General features: G+C 64.7%; 12 protein-coding genes. 10 read left to right on the top strand and 2 right to left on the bottom strand.

Annotated elements, in window-relative coordinates:
• Nucleotides 1-16 precede the first annotated feature (16 nt).
• From AC3WS7_RS06865 to AC3WS7_RS06835, 7 genes are all read left to right on the top strand, one after another.
• Nucleotides 17-253, top strand: a complete 237-nt coding sequence (locus tag AC3WS7_RS06865) for a hypothetical protein (RefSeq protein ID WP_296467773.1) — start codon at nt 17-19, stop codon at nt 251-253.
• A gap of 124 nt (nt 254-377) precedes the next feature.
• Nucleotides 378-1574, top strand: a complete 1197-nt coding sequence (locus AC3WS7_RS06860; RefSeq protein WP_296467775.1) for an ABC transporter substrate-binding protein — start codon at nt 378-380, stop codon at nt 1572-1574.
• 22 nt (nt 1575-1596) lie between these two features.
• Complete coding sequence (locus tag AC3WS7_RS06855; RefSeq protein ID WP_492655821.1) at nt 1597-2514, top strand: branched-chain amino acid ABC transporter permease; 918 nt, start codon at nt 1597-1599, stop codon at nt 2512-2514.
• Nucleotides 2507-3472 (top strand): branched-chain amino acid ABC transporter permease, encoded by a 966-nt coding sequence (locus AC3WS7_RS06850; RefSeq protein WP_492655820.1) that lies wholly within the window; start codon nt 2507-2509, stop codon nt 3470-3472. The genes AC3WS7_RS06855 and AC3WS7_RS06850 overlap by 8 nt, the downstream gene beginning before the upstream one ends.
• Nucleotides 3469-4221 carry an ABC transporter ATP-binding protein gene (locus AC3WS7_RS06845; RefSeq protein ID WP_296467781.1) on the top strand — a complete coding sequence of 251 codons (753 nt, stop codon included), beginning with the start codon at nt 3469-3471 and terminating at the stop codon, nt 4219-4221. The genes AC3WS7_RS06850 and AC3WS7_RS06845 overlap by 4 nt, the downstream gene beginning before the upstream one ends.
• 10 nt (nt 4222-4231) lie before the next feature.
• Nucleotides 4232-4942, top strand: coding sequence for an ABC transporter ATP-binding protein (locus tag AC3WS7_RS06840; RefSeq protein WP_492655819.1), 711 nt, complete (start codon nt 4232-4234; stop codon nt 4940-4942).
• 15 nt (nt 4943-4957) lie between these two features.
• Nucleotides 4958-5821 carry an alpha/beta hydrolase gene (locus AC3WS7_RS06835; RefSeq protein WP_492655818.1) on the top strand — a complete coding sequence of 288 codons (864 nt, stop codon included), beginning with the start codon at nt 4958-4960 and terminating at the stop codon, nt 5819-5821.
• A 452-nt stretch (nt 5822-6273) separates the two neighbouring features.
• On the opposite strand, the gene AC3WS7_RS06830 is transcribed toward AC3WS7_RS06835, so the two are convergent.
• Entirely contained in the window at nt 6274-9450 is a 3177-nt protein-coding gene (locus tag AC3WS7_RS06830; RefSeq protein WP_492655817.1) for a bifunctional diguanylate cyclase/phosphodiesterase, read from the bottom strand.
• Nucleotides 9451-9517: 67 nt separating this feature from the next.
• Nucleotides 9518-12811 carry a fused isobutyryl-CoA mutase/GTPase IcmF gene (gene icmF, locus AC3WS7_RS06825; RefSeq protein WP_492655816.1) on the bottom strand — a complete coding sequence of 1098 codons (3294 nt, stop codon included), beginning with the start codon at nt 12809-12811 and terminating at the stop codon, nt 9518-9520.
• A gap of 251 nt (nt 12812-13062) precedes the next feature.
• Here icmF and AC3WS7_RS06820 point away from each other — a divergent pair, with 251 nt between their 5' ends.
• From AC3WS7_RS06820 to AC3WS7_RS06810, 3 genes are read left to right on the top strand one after another with little or no spacing between them, the layout of a single operon-like run.
• Nucleotides 13063-14241, top strand: a complete 1179-nt coding sequence (locus AC3WS7_RS06820; RefSeq protein WP_492656167.1) for an ROK family protein — start codon at nt 13063-13065, stop codon at nt 14239-14241.
• Nucleotides 14242-14261: 20 nt separating this feature from the next.
• Nucleotides 14262-15752 carry a sugar ABC transporter ATP-binding protein gene (locus tag AC3WS7_RS06815; RefSeq protein ID WP_492655815.1) on the top strand — a complete coding sequence of 497 codons (1491 nt, stop codon included), beginning with the start codon at nt 14262-14264 and terminating at the stop codon, nt 15750-15752.
• The gene (locus AC3WS7_RS06810; protein ID WP_296467794.1) at nt 15733-16740 is read left to right on the top strand and encodes an ABC transporter permease; all 1008 of its coding nucleotides are present in this window, start codon (nt 15733-15735) and stop codon (nt 16738-16740) included. The genes AC3WS7_RS06815 and AC3WS7_RS06810 overlap by 20 nt, the downstream gene beginning before the upstream one ends.
• Nucleotides 16741-16861: the final 121 nt, after the last annotated feature.

Raw genomic sequence — 16861 nt, 5'->3', positions numbered from 1 at the left:
CCACCGGAGAACTGCCATGAAAGACACCGCCACCGCCCTGAACCCCTTCAGCCTGATGATGGAGCCTGAGCTGGTTTTGCAGACCATGGAACGCTCCCAACAGCTGCGTGGCCTGCGCCGCCACAAGCTGCGCCCGCTGGACAAGCCCCTGATCCCCTACACCAAGGAAGCCATCGCCGCCCGCGCAGCGTTTGACGCCGCCATCGACGCCGAAGACTTTGAAGACCAGGCCGACAGCTACCTGCTGAACTGAGCCAAGCCTGCCTATCTGGCCCCCTGTGGGCCAGAATGCAAAACCGCCCCTTGCAGGGCCGGGTGCGAAGCCGGATGGGCCGATAATGTTTCGGTCTCACCCATCCCACAAAGGAAGCTTCGCAATGTCCCTCGCCCGTCTTGCCTCCCTGCGCCTTGTCGCCGCTGCCGCCCTGGCCGCCTGCTCTGTGGCCGCAGTGGCCCAGTCCACCGAACCCGTGCGCGTGGGCCTGCTGAGCACCTTGTCCGGCCCTGGCGCCGGTTTGGGGGTGGACATTCGGGATGGCTTCCAGCTCGCCGTCAAACTCAACAACGGCAAACTCGGCGGCCGTACTGCCGAAGTGATCGTGGCCGATGACCAGGCCAACCCCGACGTGGGCCGCCAGACCGCGGACCGCCTGGTCAAGCGTGACAAAGTCGACTTCATGACCGGCATCGTGTTTTCCAACGTCATGCTGGCCGTGGGCGCCCCCACCTTCCAGTCCAAGACTTTCTATATCAGCGCCAACGCCGGCCCCTCGCAGTACGCGGGCGAGCAGTGCAGCCCCTATTTCTTTAGCGCCTCGTACCAGAACGACAACATGCACGAGGCCGTGGGCAAGACGGTGACCGACAAGGGCTTCAAGCGCGTGGCACTGATCGCCCCCAACTACCCCGCCGGCAAAGATGCCCTCACTGGCTTCAAGCGTTTCTTCAAGGGAGAGGTAGCGTCTGAAACCTACACCGCGCTGAACCAGCTGGACTACAGCGCCGAGCTCTCCAAGCTGCGCGCCAGCAAGCCCGACGCGGTCTACATCTTCCTGCCCGGCGGCCTGGGCATCAATTTCATCAAGCAGTTTGTCGGTGCCGGCCTGTCCAAAGACATCACGCTGTTCGGCCCCGGCTTCTCGGGCGACGAGGACGTGATCAAGGCCGTGGGCGACCCGATGCTGGGCATGTTCAACACTTCGCAGTGGGGCCATGACATGGACAACGCGGCCAACAAGAAGTTTGTGGCCGAGTTTGAAAAGGCCTATGGCCGCCTGCCCACGCTGTACGCCGCGCAGGGCTTTGATGCCGCCCGCCTGATGGACGCTGCCGTGCGCGACAGCAAGGGCAAGCTGGACGACAAGGCTGCCGTGAAGAAGGCGCTGGAGGCTGCCAAGTTCGACTCGGTACGCGGCGCCTTCAAGTTCAACAGCAACCACTTCCCCATCCAGGACTACTACCTGCGCGTGATCACCAAGGACAGCAAGGGCCGCATCACCAACCGCACGCTGGGCACCGTGTTCAAGAACCACGCCGACGCCTACGTGGGCAACTGCAAGATGCCGGCGCTCTAAACCGCAAGGCTGATTCGACACGATGGGGATTTTGTTGCTGGAGCAGGCCCTGAACGGCCTGCAGCTGGGGCTCATGCTGTTTTTGCTGGCCGCCGGCCTCACGCTGGTGTTTGGCATCATGGACATGGTGAACCTGGCGCACGGCTCGCTCTACATGGTGGGCGCCTACCTGATTGCCACGGTGTCGGCTGTGGCGGATTCCTTCTGGGTGGGCCTGGGCGTGGGCGTGCTGGCCACGGCCGTGCTGGGCATGCTGCTGGAAGTGAGCGTGCTGCGCCGGCTCTACAGTCGCGACCACGTGACGCAGGTGCTGGGCACGTTTGCGATTCTGCTGATGTGCAACGAGGGCGTGCGCATGGTCTGGGGCTCGCAACCGATCTCGCTGAATCCACCCACCGCGCTGGCCGGCCCGGTGGAGTTGCTGCCCGGCTTTTATTACCCCGCGTTTCGCCTGCTCATCATCGGCGTGGGCCTGGCCACCGCGCTCGTGCTCTACCTGCTGGTCACGCGCACGCGCATGGGCATGCAGGTGCGCGCCGGGGCGTCGAACCGCGACATGGCGCTGGCCATGGGCACCAATGTGCAGCGCCTGTTCACCGCCGTGTTTGGCCTGGGCGCGGCGCTGTGTGCGCTGGCCGGCGGCATGTTGGGGCCACTGCTGGCGGTGCAGGTGGGCATGGGTGAGAGCATCCTGATCCTGGCCTTTGTGGTCATCGTGATTGGCGGCATTGGCTCCATCCGCGGTGCGCTGGTCGGCGCGCTGCTGGTGGGCCTGGTGGATTCGGGCGGGCGCACGCTGCTGCCCATGCTGTTCGAGGCGCTGTTCAGCCCGCAGGTCGCGGCCGACGCGGCACCCGCCGTGGCTTCCATCCTCATTTACGTGCTGATGGCCACCGTGCTGGCCCTCAAGCCACGTGGCCTGTTTCCTGCCCATGGCTAAACCGCGCAATTCCCCTAGCCTTTTGCAACACAGTCTGGCCCTGCGTTGGACATTGCCACTGCTGGCTGCGCTCTGCGCCTTGCCATGGGTGGCCGCTGCGCTGGGTGACAGTTTTTACGTGACGCTGGCCACACGCATTCTGGTCTTCGCACTGGCGGCCACCAGCCTGAACCTGATCCTCGGGTTTGGCGGCATGGTGAGTTTTGGCCACGCGGCCTTTGTGGGCGTGGGCGCCTACACCGTGGGCATCCTCATGCAGCATGGCGTCAGCAGCGCCTGGCTAGCCTGGCCACTGGCCATGGCGGTGAGTGCACTGCTGGCGCTGCTCATTGGGGCCATCAGCCTGCGCACGCAAGGCGTGTACTTCATCATGATCACGCTGGCCTTTGCGCAGATGCTGTACTACCTGGCCGTGTCGCTCAAGGCTTATGGGGGCGACGACGGCCTCTCGTTGCCCGGCCGCTCGACGCTGGGTGGCGGGCTGGAGCTGACCGATACCACGCTGTATTACCTGACGCTCACCCTGCTGGTGGCCACCATCGTCTTCATCACCCGCTTGCTCAACGCCCGTTTTGGCCAGGCCCTGCAGGCCATCCGCGAGAACGAGGTGCGCATGGCCGCGCTGGGCTACGCGGTGCTGCGCTACAAGCTGGTGGCCTTCACCCTGGCGGGCGCACTGGCCGGCCTGGCCGGTGCGCTGCTGGCCAACCAGGGCAGCTTTGTCAGCCCGTCGCTCATGCAGTGGAGCCAGTCCGGCATGCTGATGGTGATGGTGATCCTGGGCGGTGTGGGCCACGTGCTGGGCGGCCTGGTGGGCGCCGCGGCCTTTTTGCTCATGGAGGAGTTTCTGGGCCATATGACCGAACACTGGCAGTTGGGTCTGGGTGCCCTGCTCTTGCTGGTGGTGCTGGTGGCGCCGCAAGGCCTGATGAGTCTGCTGAAGCGGAGGGCGGCATGAGCACCGCGCCGCTGCTGCAGGTGAAAGATCTGGTGAAGCGCTTTGGCGCACTGGCCGCGACCGACCACGCCAAGCTGACAGTGCAACCGGGCCAGATCCACGCATTGATTGGCCCCAACGGCGCAGGCAAGACCACACTCATCCACCAAATCTCCGGCGCGCTGCACCCCGACGCTGGCCACATTGTGTTTGACGGCCACGACGTCACCCACCAGCCCATCCACCGCCGCGTGCACCGCGGCCTGGCGCGCAGTTACCAGATCACCAATGTCTTCTTGCGCCTGAGCGTGCTGGACAACCTGGCGCTCGCCCTGCAGGCCGTGGACGGCAGCAGCCTGCGTTTCTGGAAAGCCGCGCATGCCGAGGCCCAGCGCATGGAGCGCGCCGCCGCCGTGGCGCGCCGCGTCGGCCTGGCCCAACGGCTGGACGCGCTGGCCGGTGCCCTTTCACACGCCGAGCAACGCCAGCTCGAAGTCGGCCTGGCACTGGCCAGTGCCCCCAAGCTGCTGTTGCTGGACGAACCGCTGGCCGGCATGGGGCCCGACGAATCGCAGCGCATGGTGGAGCTCTTGCATAGCCTGCGCAGCGAGACCACGCTGCTGCTGGTGGAGCACGACATGGACGCGGTGTTCCAGCTGGCCGATGCGATCTCGGTGTTGGTGTTTGGCAAAGTGATTGCCAGCGGCGCACCGGCCGCCATCCGCGAAGACGCCGAGGTGCGCCGCGCCTACCTGGGCGATGAAGTCTGAAGAAACACCCATGGAAACCCTGCTCGACATCACCGACCTGGACACCGCCTATGGCAGCAGCCAGGTGCTGTTTGGCCTGAACCTGCGCATCCCCGCCGGCGGCGTGGCCACACTGCTGGGTCGCAACGGCATGGGCAAGACCACCACGGTGCGCAGCATCCTGGGCCTGACACCCGCGCGCAGTGGCAGCATCCGCTTTCGGGGCGAACGCATCGACCAGCTCAGCCCCGACCGCATTGCGCGCATGGGGGTGGCCGTGGTGCCTGAGGGGCGGCAGATTTTCCCCAACCTTACGGTGCTGGAAAACCTGAAGGCCTTTGCCGCGCAGCGCAATGCCAGCCCCACGCCGTGGACGCTGGAGCGCATGTACGAGCTCTTCCCGGTGCTGAAGCAGCGCGCCCGCAACATGGGCAACCAGCTCTCGGGCGGCGAGCAGCAGATGCTGGCCATCGGCCGCGCGCTGATGACCAACCCGCACCTGCTGATCCTGGACGAGGCTACCGAAGGCCTGGCGCCGCTGATCCGCGAGGACATCTGGACCTGCCTGGCCACGCTGCGCGCCCAGGGTCAGAGCATTCTGGTGATCGACAAATACGTGCAGCGTCTGCTGCCGCTGGCCCAGCAGCACACCCTCATCGAACGTGGCCGTATGGTCTGGAACGGCGACTCCGCCGCGCTGGCAGCGCAGCCCGACCTCTGGCACCAATACGTTGGCATCTAACTGCAGGAACCCGACATGCCCAAGCTCTACCGCGACTTCGACACCCAAGCGCAAATCGACGCGCAGTACAACCCCTCCATGGGCCTTGCCGACCAGGCTGCGCCGGGCCGACACTTTGTGGCGCAGGCCACCAAGGCACGCAGCACGCTGAGGAACCATCTGGACATTCCGTTTGGCCCCACGATCCACGAGACGCTGGACATCTTTCCAGCCGATGCACCGAACGCGCCGGTGTTTGTGTTCATTCATGGCGGGTACTGGCGTGCCCTGTCCTCCAAAGAATTCAGTGGCGTAGCCCTGGGCCTGCAGCCGCTGGGCATCACCACCGTGGTCGTCAACTACGCGCTGTGCCCTTTTGTCACCATTGCCGAAATCACCCGCCAGTGCCGCGCCGCCGTGGCCTGGACGCTGCACAACATCGCGCAGTACGGCGGCGACCCCACGCGCGTGGGGGTGGGCGGCCACTCGGCCGGCGGCCACCTGAGCGCCATGTGCCTGGAAACTGCCTGGGACACCGACTACGGCCTGCCGCGCGACCCGCTCAAGGCCGCAGTGCTCATCAGCGGCCTGCACGACCTGGAGCCATTGCGCTACAGCTACCTGCAACCCATGATCCAGCTCGATGAGCAAACCGTGCGCCGCTACTCCCCCGCCGCCAATGTGCGCGCCTGCCCCACGCCCACCTGGGTGACCTGGGGCGGGGCCGAAAGCACTGAGTTTGCCCGCCAGTCCGCGCTGTACCACGCGGCCGCGCAGGCGCTGGGCAACCCGACCGAGCTGCGCGACGTGCCGGGGGCGGACCACTTCACCATCGTGCACGAACTGGAGCGCAGCGACAGCCCGATGGCGCAGTGGTTGGCCACCCAGTTGCGCAGCTGACCCTGGTTTTTTGCACTGCTCGGGTGTTTGGCTGTACCTTTTTTGACACCCACTCCCCCAGCCCCTCGCCCCGTCGGCGAGGGGAGCCTTTTAACAGCCGATTTGGTTGCCCCAGTCCGGCCAGGGCACAACAAGGGAAAGGGTGCCAACGGGTGGGCACACTACGGCCAGCACCTACAGTTGTGGTGACCGAGTAAGGATAGGCGCGGAGCCACTGGCGGGCGCAGCCGCCAGCGTTGGCACACCGACATCTCCGAGGTATCCACAACCGCAGGCGCGGGCCGTGGAACGAACCAACAGTGGCCACCTCACGCCAGAGGCCGCGTAGTCGGCACGCAACAACAAAATCTGGCTGTTAAGGCTCCCCTCGCCGACGGGGCGAGGGGCTGGGGGAGTGGGTGTTAAAAAAACGGTGCAACCCCAAAAAAAGCCCACCCTAAAAGAAGACAAAACTAGCGCGCCCGCCTCCGCTCAGGCCGATCATCGTGCGCCTGCAACCACGCCACCCAGTCGTCCACCGCCAGCGGCCGGCTGAAGCAGTAGCCCTGCAGTTCGTCGCACCCCAACGCAGTGAGTGTCTGGGCCGTGGGCAAGTTCTCCACCCCCTCGGCCACCACCTTCAACCCCAGCGTGTGGCCCAGAGCGATAACGGCGTGCACGATGGCCGCGTCGGCACTGTCGTCCAGCATGCCGTACACGAACGACTGGTCTACCTTGAGCTTGTCGATCTCGAAGCGCTTCAGATACGCCAGGCTGGAGTACCCGGTACCAAAGTCGTCGATGGCGATCTGCACCCCCAGCGCCTTGAGCGCACTGACCTGCGCCTGCGCGGCCACCGGGTTGTCCATCAGGGTGGACTCCGTGAGTTCCAGCTCCAGCAGGTGTGGCTCCATGCGGGAGGCTGCCAGCACCTCGCGCAATTGCTCCACCAGCTCTGGGTCGGCCAGTTGCGCCACCGACAGGTTCACCGACAGTTCCATGCCCCTGCACAGGCCCTGCGCCTGCAGCGCCACCCACTGGGCGCAGGCCTCACGCAGCACCCACAGGCCGATCGGTTTGATCAGGCCGGTTTCTTCGGCCAGGTGGATGAAGTGGCTGGGCGCCACTTGCCCCAAGAGCGGGTTGTGCCAGCGCAGCAAGGCTTCTGCGCCCTGCACACGGCGCGTGCGTGCGTTCAGGCGGGGCTGGAAGTGCAGGCTGAACTCGTCGTTCTCCAAGGCCTGGCGTAGCTGGCCTTCCATGGCCTGGCGCGCCTGCACACGCTGGTCGGTCTCGGGCGAGAAGAAGCGTGCGGTGTCTCGACCGGCGGCCTTGGCTTCGTACATCGCGGCGTCGGCGCGGCGCATCAGCTCGTCTTGCGCCGTAGCGTCTTCGGGGTACAGGGCCACGCCCACGCTGCAGGACACGGTGAGGTTGTTGCCCTCCACCATGGTGCTTTGGCGCAGCGAGGGGATCAGGCGCTGGTTCACCATGGTGGCCAGCTCCTCGCGGCTGGCCACATGGCGCAGGATGACCACAAACTCGTCGCCGCCCAGGCGGCTCACGGTGTCGTCCCCGCGCACCGCCGCTGTCAGGCGCCGCGCCACGGTGCGCAGCAGGCCGTCGCCAATGTGGTGGCCCAAGGTGTCGTTGATGAACTTGAAGCGGTCCAGGTCGATGAACAGCACCGCCACTTGCTCCCCCGTGTGCTGGGCCTGCGCCAGGGCCTCCGCCAGGCGCTGCTGGCACAGCGAGCGATTCGGCAGCTCGGTCAACACATCGTGCTGGGCCAAAAAGCGGATGCGTTCCTCCTTGGCCTTGCGGTCGGTAATGTCGATGGAAATGCCGATGTAATTGACTACCTCACCGCTGGTGGCGCTTTTGTGCACCGCCGACACCATGAGCCAGGCCGGGTAGCTGCCACCAGATTGCTTGCGGATGCGCACCTCGCCCTGCCAGGCGTCCTTGTCCTCCAGGTCGGACCACAGCATGTCCTGCGGGCTGTCCATCACATGGCCCAGAACGTGGCCAATCACCTCGTAAAAGTCGTAGGCGGTACTGCGGCAGAAGGCGCGATTCACACTGATGATCTTGCGCGACTCGTCCATGATGATGATGCTCTCGCTGGACGCCTCGAACACCTTGGCCCAGAGTTCCAGGCGCTGCTCCATGACCTTGAGCTTGTTGATCGGGGTAAAGGCCGTGAGTACCGCGTCCTGCCCTTGGTACTTGAGGCGGCGCGCCGACAGCACAGCCCAGGATGGTGCAGCCCCACCCAGCCAGCGCACCTCGAATTCGTCCACCGCATCAAAGTCGGCCAGGCGCTGGAAGAAGCGGCTGCGCACCCCCGACTCCAGCCCGGTGCGCCAGGGGTCGGTATGGCGCTCGCCCAGCCAGGGCAGGGCCGGCGCATTGGCGTGCAGCACCTCGTGGTCGGGCACCGAAGTCACCACCATGGGTATCGGGAAGGCCTCCACCAGCTCGCGCTGCGCCTCGGCCGCACGGGCGCTGGCCGCCAACTCCTGCTGGGCCAGGCGGTCATGGTCCAACTGGGCCAGCATGCCGTTGAAGGCGGTGAACAGCTGGCCAATTTCGTCGCGGCTGTGCCAGTTGGCGCGGCGCGTGTAGTCGGCGGTGTGGCGCACATCGTCAGCCACGCGTGCCAGGGCTTGCAGCGGCCGCGCGATCTGGCTGGCTACCAGATAGACCAGACTCAAGATGCAACCCAACAACAGCAATGCGGTGCCCAAGTGCAGCCACATGCGCTGGAACAGGCCATCGACACGGGCGTTGAGCAGCTGCTGCATCTGCTCCAGCCCCACACGCCAGGCGTCGTCCAGCCCAGTCAATGCGGCCTGGTAGGCCTGCTCCAGGGCTTCCTCCTCCTGGGCGCTTAATCCATCCAGGGATGCCGTTTGCACCGTCCGCGAAAACGCATGGGCCCGCTGCTGCAGCGCAGTGCGGGTGGCGCCCAGCCCGGTTTGCAGCTGCGGTGTGCCAGCTAGCCAAGCCTGTTCGTAGTCGGATTCCATGCCTTGCAACACCGCGTCCAGCCGGCCCACCAGCGTGAGCAGCTGGGCACTGGGGTTTTGCCCTTGCGACGTCTGACCCCAGTGCTGCATGAAGTCACGGGTGTCATAGAGCACCTGCAGCAGCTCGGGAAAGCGCAACACCGTGAGCGACATCACGTAGTAGCTGTCCAGGTCGGGGTCCAGAATCAGGTTGGACTGGTTACCCACAATGGTGAGCAAATCACGCCCCTGTGACAACAAGGCGGTCTTGTTGGCCTTGCTGGAGGGGGTTTGCAGCAAGGAGTGCAAGCGCTGTGACGCCTCGGCGGTGTGCAGCTCCGCATCGTGGGCGTCACGGATGGCGTCCAACGCCTTGAGATCATCCACAAAAGCGGTTGGCGCCACAGTTGCCACCGGGGCGGACGGCGGCACACGAAAGACACCCAAGAGGTTGCGGCGCACCACCTCCGCGTAGTGGGCCCCCACAATCTCCTTGCGCGCAAAGTCAATGGCCAGGTATTTTTCGTGGATCAGAATGCCGGACACATAAATCACGGCTGTGAGGTCCAGCAGGTAGATGAGGGTGAGCTTGCGCCCCACACTCAGGCGCCCCAACCACAGCGGAATTTTTGAGAGCATCGCGTGTCCTTCCCAACGAAGGAACACGCCAAGCAATAAGCGCACCAACTTGGCGCAGACCGCCTATTTACATATTGCGCCGGTACTGCCCGCCCACCTCAAACAGCGCGCTGGTGATCTGGCCCAGGGAGCACACCCTCACCGCATCCATCAGCACGTTGAAGACGTTCTGGTTGTCGATCACCGCCTGCTGCAGCTTCTTGAGCATGGCCGGGGCGGCGTCGGCATGGCGGGTGTGGAAGTCGGCCAGGCGCGTGAGCTGGTTTTGCTTTTCCTCATCCGTGCTGCGCGCCAGCTCCAGCTTCTCCAGCACCTGGTCGCCATGCGGGTTGCGGAAGGTGTTGACGCCAATGATGGGCAGCTCGCCGGTGTGCTTGAGCATCTCGTAGTGCATGGACTCGTCCTGAATCTTGCCGCGCTGGTAGCCGGTCTCCATGGCACCCAGCACGCCGCCGCGCTCGGCAATACTTTCGAACTCTTTGAGCACCGCCTCTTCCACCAGCTCGGTCAGCTCTTCGATGATGAAGGCGCCCTGGCTCGGGTTCTCGTTCTTAGCCAGGCCCCACTCGCGGTTGATGATGAGCTGGATGGCCATGGCGCGGCGCACGCTGTCTTCGGTGGGCGTGGTGATGGCCTCATCAAACGCGTTGGTGTGCAGGCTGTTGCAGTTGTCGTAGATCGCAATCAAGGCCTGCAGCGTGGTGCGGATGTCGTTGAACTGGATCTCCTGCGCGTGCAGGCTGCGGCCACTGGTCTGGATGTGGTACTTGAGCTTCTGGCTGCGCTCATTCGCACCGTATTTCTCCTTCATCGCCACGGCCCAGATGCGGCGCGCCACGCGCCCCATCACGGTGTACTCGGGGTCCATGCCGTTGCTGAAGAAGAAGGACAGGTTGGGCGCAAAGTCGTCGATGTGCATGCCGCGCGCCAAGTACGCCTCCACAAACGTGAAGCCGTTGGACAGCGTGAACGCCAGCTGGCTGATCGGATTAGCCCCGGCCTCGGCAATGTGGTAGCCGCTGATGGACACGCTGTAGAAGTTGCGCACATCGTGGTGCACGAAGTACTCGGCAATGTCACCCATCACTTTCAATGAAAACTCGGTGCTGAAGATGCAGGTGTTCTGGCCCTGGTCCTCTTTCAGGATGTCGGCTTGCACCGTGCCGCGCACATTGGCCAACACCCATTCGCGGATCTTGGCGACCTCGGTGTCGGTGGGTTCGCGGCCGTTGTCAGCCTGGAACTTCTCGATATTCTGGTCGATGGCCGTGTTCATGAACATGGCGAGTATCGAAGGCGCAGGCCCATTGATGGTCATGGACACGCTGGTGGATGGGCTGCACAAGTCAAAGCCGCCGTACAGCACCTTCATGTCGTCCAGCGTGGCAATACTCACACCGCTGTTGCCCACCTTGCCATAGATATCAGGCCGCGGATCCGGGTCGTTGCCGTAGAGCGTGACCGAGTCAAACGCCGTGGAGAGGCGCTTGGCCACCATGCCACTGGAGAGCAGCTTGAAACGCGTGTTGGTGCGGAAGGCATCCCCTTCGCCCGCGAACATGCGGGTGGGGTCTTCGCCCTCGCGCTTGAAGGCAAAGGTACCCGCCGTGTAGGGGTAGCTGCCGGGCACGTTGTCCAGCATCAGCCACTGCAATACCTCTCCCTGGTCCTCGTACTGCGGCAGGGCCACCTTGCGGATGGTGGTGCCGGAGAGGCTCTTGGTGGTGAGTGCGGTGCGAATTTCCTTGTCGCGAATCTTGACGACGTATTCGTCGCCCGCATAGGCCTTCTGCATCTCGGGCCACTGGGCCAGCAGCTTGCGTTCTGCCGCCCCCACCAGCGCTTCGCGCTGCGTTGCCAGGTCATGCAAGGCCGCGACCGCACGGTCTTTGTCCGGGTTGGCTTCCTGCAGCATGCGCCCACTTTCGCGCAGCTGTTGGATCTCGCGGGCCAGCTTGGCCTGCGCGCGCGCCCGCTTCTTGTAGCCGCGCACGGTATCGCTGATCTCGGCCAGATAGCGCGTGCGTGCGGCCGGCACCACCGGCGTCTGGTTGCTGCTGTGGCGCACCGCCACCCTGGGCAGCATGCCGTCCTTCAGCGGCACGCCCAGGGCCTGCAGACGCGGCAGCAGCGCCTGGTAGAGCGCAGTCACACCATCGTCGTTGAACCGCGCAGCCATGGTGCCGAACACCGGCATCTGGTCGGCGGGCGTGGTCCAGGCCTCCTTGTTGCGCTGCACCTGCTTGGACACATCGCGCAAGGCATCGCTGGCACCCTTGCGGTCGAACTTGTTGATGGCCACGAACTCCGCAAAGTCCAGCATGTCGATTTTTTCGAGCTGGCTGGCCGCGCCAAACTCGGGCGTCATGACATACAGCGGCACATCCACATGCGGCACGATAGCCGCATCGCCCTGGCCAATGCCGGAAGTCTCGACAACGATCAGGTCGAAGCCAGCCACCTTGCACGCGGCAATCACGTCGGGCAGCGCGGCGCTGATCTCGGAACCGAAATCCCGCGTAGCCAGGCTGCGCATGAATACTCGGGAACCTTGCTGCCATGGCGAAATGGCATTCATGCGGATGCGGTCACCCAAGAGCGCACCACCGCTCTTGCGGCGGCTGGGGTCGATGGAGATCACCGCCACCCGCAGGTTGTCGTTCTGGTCCAGCCGCAGGCGGCGGATCAGCTCGTCGGTCAGGCTGGACTTGCCGGCGCCACCGGTGCCGGTGATGCCCACTACTGCTATCTTTTTAGTAGCTGCTTGCGCACGTACTTCCTGGACCAGGGCCTGATTGACCTTGGAAGCTTCAATCGCGGTGAGCAACTGGGACAAGGCGCGCCAGCTGGCCTCGGTATGGCCCTGGATGGCGGAGAGGTCGGTGGGTGCCAGTGCGGTGATGTCCTTGTCGCAGCGCATCACCATCTCGCCAATCATCCCCTGCAGACCCATGCGTTGGCCGTCTTCGGGGCTGTAGATACGGGCCACACCATAGGCATGCAGCTCGCGGATTTCGGCCGGCACGATGACACCGCCACCGCCCCCAAACACCTGGATGTGCGCCCCACCCCGTGCCTTGAGCAGGTCCACCATGTACTTGAAATACTCCACGTGGCCGCCCTGGTAAGAGCTGATGGCAATGCCCTGCACGTCTTCCTGCAGCGCAGCGGTCACCACCTCGTCCACGCTGCGGTTGTGCCCCAGGTGGATGACCTCGGCACCCATGCCTTGCAGGATGCGCCGCATGATGTTGATGGCCGCGTCATGCCCGTCAAACAGGCTGGCCGCGGTGACAAAACGCACCTTGTGCGTGGGGCGGTAGTTGGCCAGGGCCTTGAAATCGGCAGACAGATCGGTCATGGGGCACTCGCAAAAAGAAGCCAGGACTGGCGAATTGACGTTTACGTAAACGTCAACTGTAAACCAGTTCACCCAACCCGGGCTTACGCATTTACCCGGCCCGAATGCGCGTGACTTCGGCCTGATTTTGGTCTAAGTTCGATCTTGTCTGGCTGAAGCACCCCTCATACGATCCCGCCACGCCACCGAGCCAGACGGCGAGCGAACCACACAACAGGAGACAGACTTTGGCACCCTGGGACGATTTGTCTATGGACGAGACCGCTTTGCTGCAGGCCATTTTTTGGTCCGAAGGCAGTTCGCGCTTCGCCCTGTCCGACCGCTTGGAGTTCTCCAAGAGCAAAACCAACACCCTGATTGCGGGCCTGCTGGACGTGGGCCTGCTGGAAGAGAGCGGCCTGCGCGGCTCCACCGGCGGGCGCCGGCCCGAGACCATCAAGCTCAGCGCCGACCTGGGCGTGCTGGTGGGCGTGGACCTGGGCGCCACCAGCCTGGATGTAGCCGTGCTGCGCCCGGACCTGACCGTACTGGCCCGCCACACCGAAACCACCGATGTGCGCACCGGCCCCGGCGTGGTGCTGGCCCGGTTGCGCGTGCTGATGCGCCAGCTGCTGGCCCAGTGCGGCGTCACGGCCAAGCAGGTCATCGCCATCGGCATGGGCGTGCCCGGCCCGGTGGACTTTGAAAGCGCCCAGCTGGTCAACCCACCGCTCATGCCCGAGTGGGACAGTTTCTCCATCCGCGACTACCTGCGCGAGGAGTACAGCGCCCCGGTGTTCGTGGACAACGACGTGAACCTGATGGCGCTGGGTGAACTGTGGCGCCTGCAGGGAGGGCTGCAGAACTTTTTGGTCATCAAGGTAGGCACCGGCATTGGCTGCGGCATCGTCTGCCATGGCGAGGTGTACCGCGGCGCCAACGGCTCGGCCGGTGATGTGGGCCACATTTGTGTGGACGTGGACGGCCCGCGCTGCCACTGCGGCAAGCTGGGCTGTGTGGAGGTGATGGCCGCGGCCCCCGCCATCGTGCGCTCCGCCACCGAAGCCGCCACTTCCGGCGAGAGCCCGTTGCTGGCGGCCTCGCTGGAAGCCAATGGCGTGATCACCCCCGAACTGGTGGGCCAGGCCAGCCGCAATGGCGATGCGGCGGCCAATCGCATCATCCAGGAATCAGGCAACCGCATCGGGCAGATGCTGGCCTCGGTCGTGAACTTCTTCAATCCCTCGCATGTGTTCATTGGCGGCGGACTCACACGCACCGGGCCGCAACTGCTGGCCTCGGTGCGGCAAAGCGTGTACCAGCGCTCGCTGGCCCTGTCCACAAGGCACCTGGAGATCCAGTACACGCCCCTGGCGGAACGCGCCGGTGTGGTGGGTGCTGGTGTGCTGGCCATGCAAGAAACCTTGAAACACCGAAAGGCCAACGCATGAGCCAGGGCGCAAGACTTTCTATGGATATCGAATTTCGCGGGACCACCAAGTCCTTTGGCCCGGTGCAGGTGTTGCACGGCGTGGACTTTTCCCTGCCCACGGGCCAGGTGCTGGGTTTGTTGGGCGAAAACGGCGCGGGCAAGTCCACGCTGATGAAGATCCTGGCCGGCTTTGAGCACGCTACGGGCGGCAGCTTGCTGGTCAACGGCGTGGTGCAGCACTTCACCAGTTCCCGCGACGCGGAAGCCCAGGGCATTGTGCTGATCCACCAGGAATTCAGCCTGGCCGAGGACCTGACGATTGCGCAAAACCTGTTCCTGGGCCACGAAAAGAAACGCGGTTGGGGCGGCCTGCTGCTGGACGAAGAGACCATGCGCACAGAAGCGCAGGCGGCCATCGCCCAGGTGGGGCTGAGCGCCGATGTGAACACGCGGGTGAAAGACCTGATCGTGGCCGAAAAACAGCTGGTTGAAATTGCGCGTGCGCTGTTGCGCAAGGCGCGTGTGCTCATCATGGACGAGCCCACCGCCACCCTCACGCCCACCGAAACCGAACGCCTGTTTGGCCTGATGCGCCAGCTCAAAAGCGAGGGCGTGACCCTGGTCTATATCTCGCACAAGCTGGACGAGGTGGAGCGCATGACCGACCAGGTGGTAGTAATGCGCGATGGCCGCTGCGTGGCCCAACAACCCACGGCCAGCCTCTCGCGCCAGCAAATGGCCAACCTGATGGTGGGCCGCGAACTGGCCGACCTCTACCCGCCCAAAGCCGCACGGCCGACAAGCGCTACCCCGGCGCTGCGCGTGCAGGGCCTGAGCGTGCCGGGCTGGGCGCAGGACGTGAGCTTTGAGGTGCGCCCCGGCGAGATTCTGGGCTTTGCGGGCCTGGTGGGCGCGGGCCGCACCGAGCTGTTCGAGGGCATCATGGGCCTGCGCGCCCGCAGCGCGGGCACGGTGGAGCTGCAAGGCAAGGTGCAAACCATCCGCAACCCGCGCGACGCCGTGCGCCTGGGCCTCACCTACCTGAGCGAAGACCGCAAGGGCAAGGGCCTGCATGTGCACTTTGGTCTGCGCGAAAACCTGACGCTGATGGCACTGGAGCGCTACGCCACGCCCTGGCTGCAACCCGCACTGGAAGACCAGGCACTGGCCCATGCCGTGGACGAATTTGGCATCCGCACCGGCAGCCTGCACATCAAGGCGTCCAGCCTGTCGGGCGGCAACCAGCAAAAGGTGGCGCTGGCCAAGGTGCTGCACCCCGGCCCCAAGGTCGTGGTGCTGGACGAACCCACACGCGGCGTGGACGTGGGCGCCAAGCGCGACATCTATTTACTCATCCAGAAGCTGGCCAGCCAGGGCCTGGCCGTCGTCATTATTTCCAGCGAACTCATGGAGCTCATTGGCCTGTGCCACCGCGTGGCGGTGATGCGTGCGGGCCGCTTGCAGACCGTTCTGGAATCCCAACAACTCACCGAAGAGGAGCTCATCGCCCATGCCACAGGAACTCACTAAAGCCGCCGCCCCCGCTGCATCGCAGGCAGGCCAGTGGCTTGCCAAACTGCAGGGCATGGGCCCGGTGATCGGCCTGGTGCTGCTGTGTGTGGTGGGCACCTTGCTCAACAGCAACTTCGCCACGCTGGACAACATCACCAATGTGCTCACGCGCACGGCCTTCATCGGCATCATCGCCGTGGGCATGTGTTTTGTCATCGTGTCCGGCGGTATTGACCTGTCGGTGGGTTCCATGGCCGCGTTGATTGCGGGCAGCGTCATCCTGGCCATGAACTACCTCAGCCCCCACCTCGGCTCGCCCGTGTGGACGGTGGTACTGGGCATGGCACTGGCGCTGGTGCTGGGTGCCGCGTTTGGCTTGGCACACGGCCTCTTGATCACCAAGGGGCGCATCGAGCCCTTCATCGTGACATTGGGCACGCTGGGCATCTTCCGCGCCTACCTCACCTACTTCTCCAACGGCGGCGCCATCACGCTGGACAACGACCTGACCGACATCTACAGCCCGGTCTACTACGGCAGCCTGGCCGGCATCCCCATCCCGGTGTGGGTGTTCCTGGTCGTGGCACTGGTGGGCAGCGTGATCCTCAACCGCACCACCTTTGGCCGTTATGTGCAGGCCATAGGGTCCAACGAACAGGTGGCGCGTTACGCCGCGGTGGATGTGGACCGCGTGAAGCTGCTGACCTATGTGCTGCTGGGCGTGTGTGTGGGCATTGCCACCCTGCTCTATGTGCCGCGCCTGGGGTCGGCCTCGCCCACCACCGGCCTGCTGTGGGAGCTCGAAGCGATTGCTGCCGTCATCGTGGGCGGCACCGCACTCAAAGGAGGCGCGGGCACCATCACCGGCACGGTGGTAGGCGCCGTGCTGCTCTCGGTCATCAGCAACATCCTCAACCTCACCAGCATCATCAGCGTCTACCTCAACGCGGCGGTGCAAGGCTTCGTGATCATCGCGGTCGCTTTCATGCAGCGCTCGAAGAGATGAAAGCCCCCACGTTCCGCCGCTACGCGGGTCGCTGCCCCCCAAGGGGGCGTTGCCCGCCTTGGGGCGGCCCGGCGGCGGGCATCCCTACGTTTTCCCCCAACCACAGCAAGCGCTGTTTTTT

Source organism: Rhodoferax sp. EU05-FHT12H12 (assembly GCF_058791215.1).
This window is presented reverse-complemented; position numbering and strand designations above follow the sequence as displayed.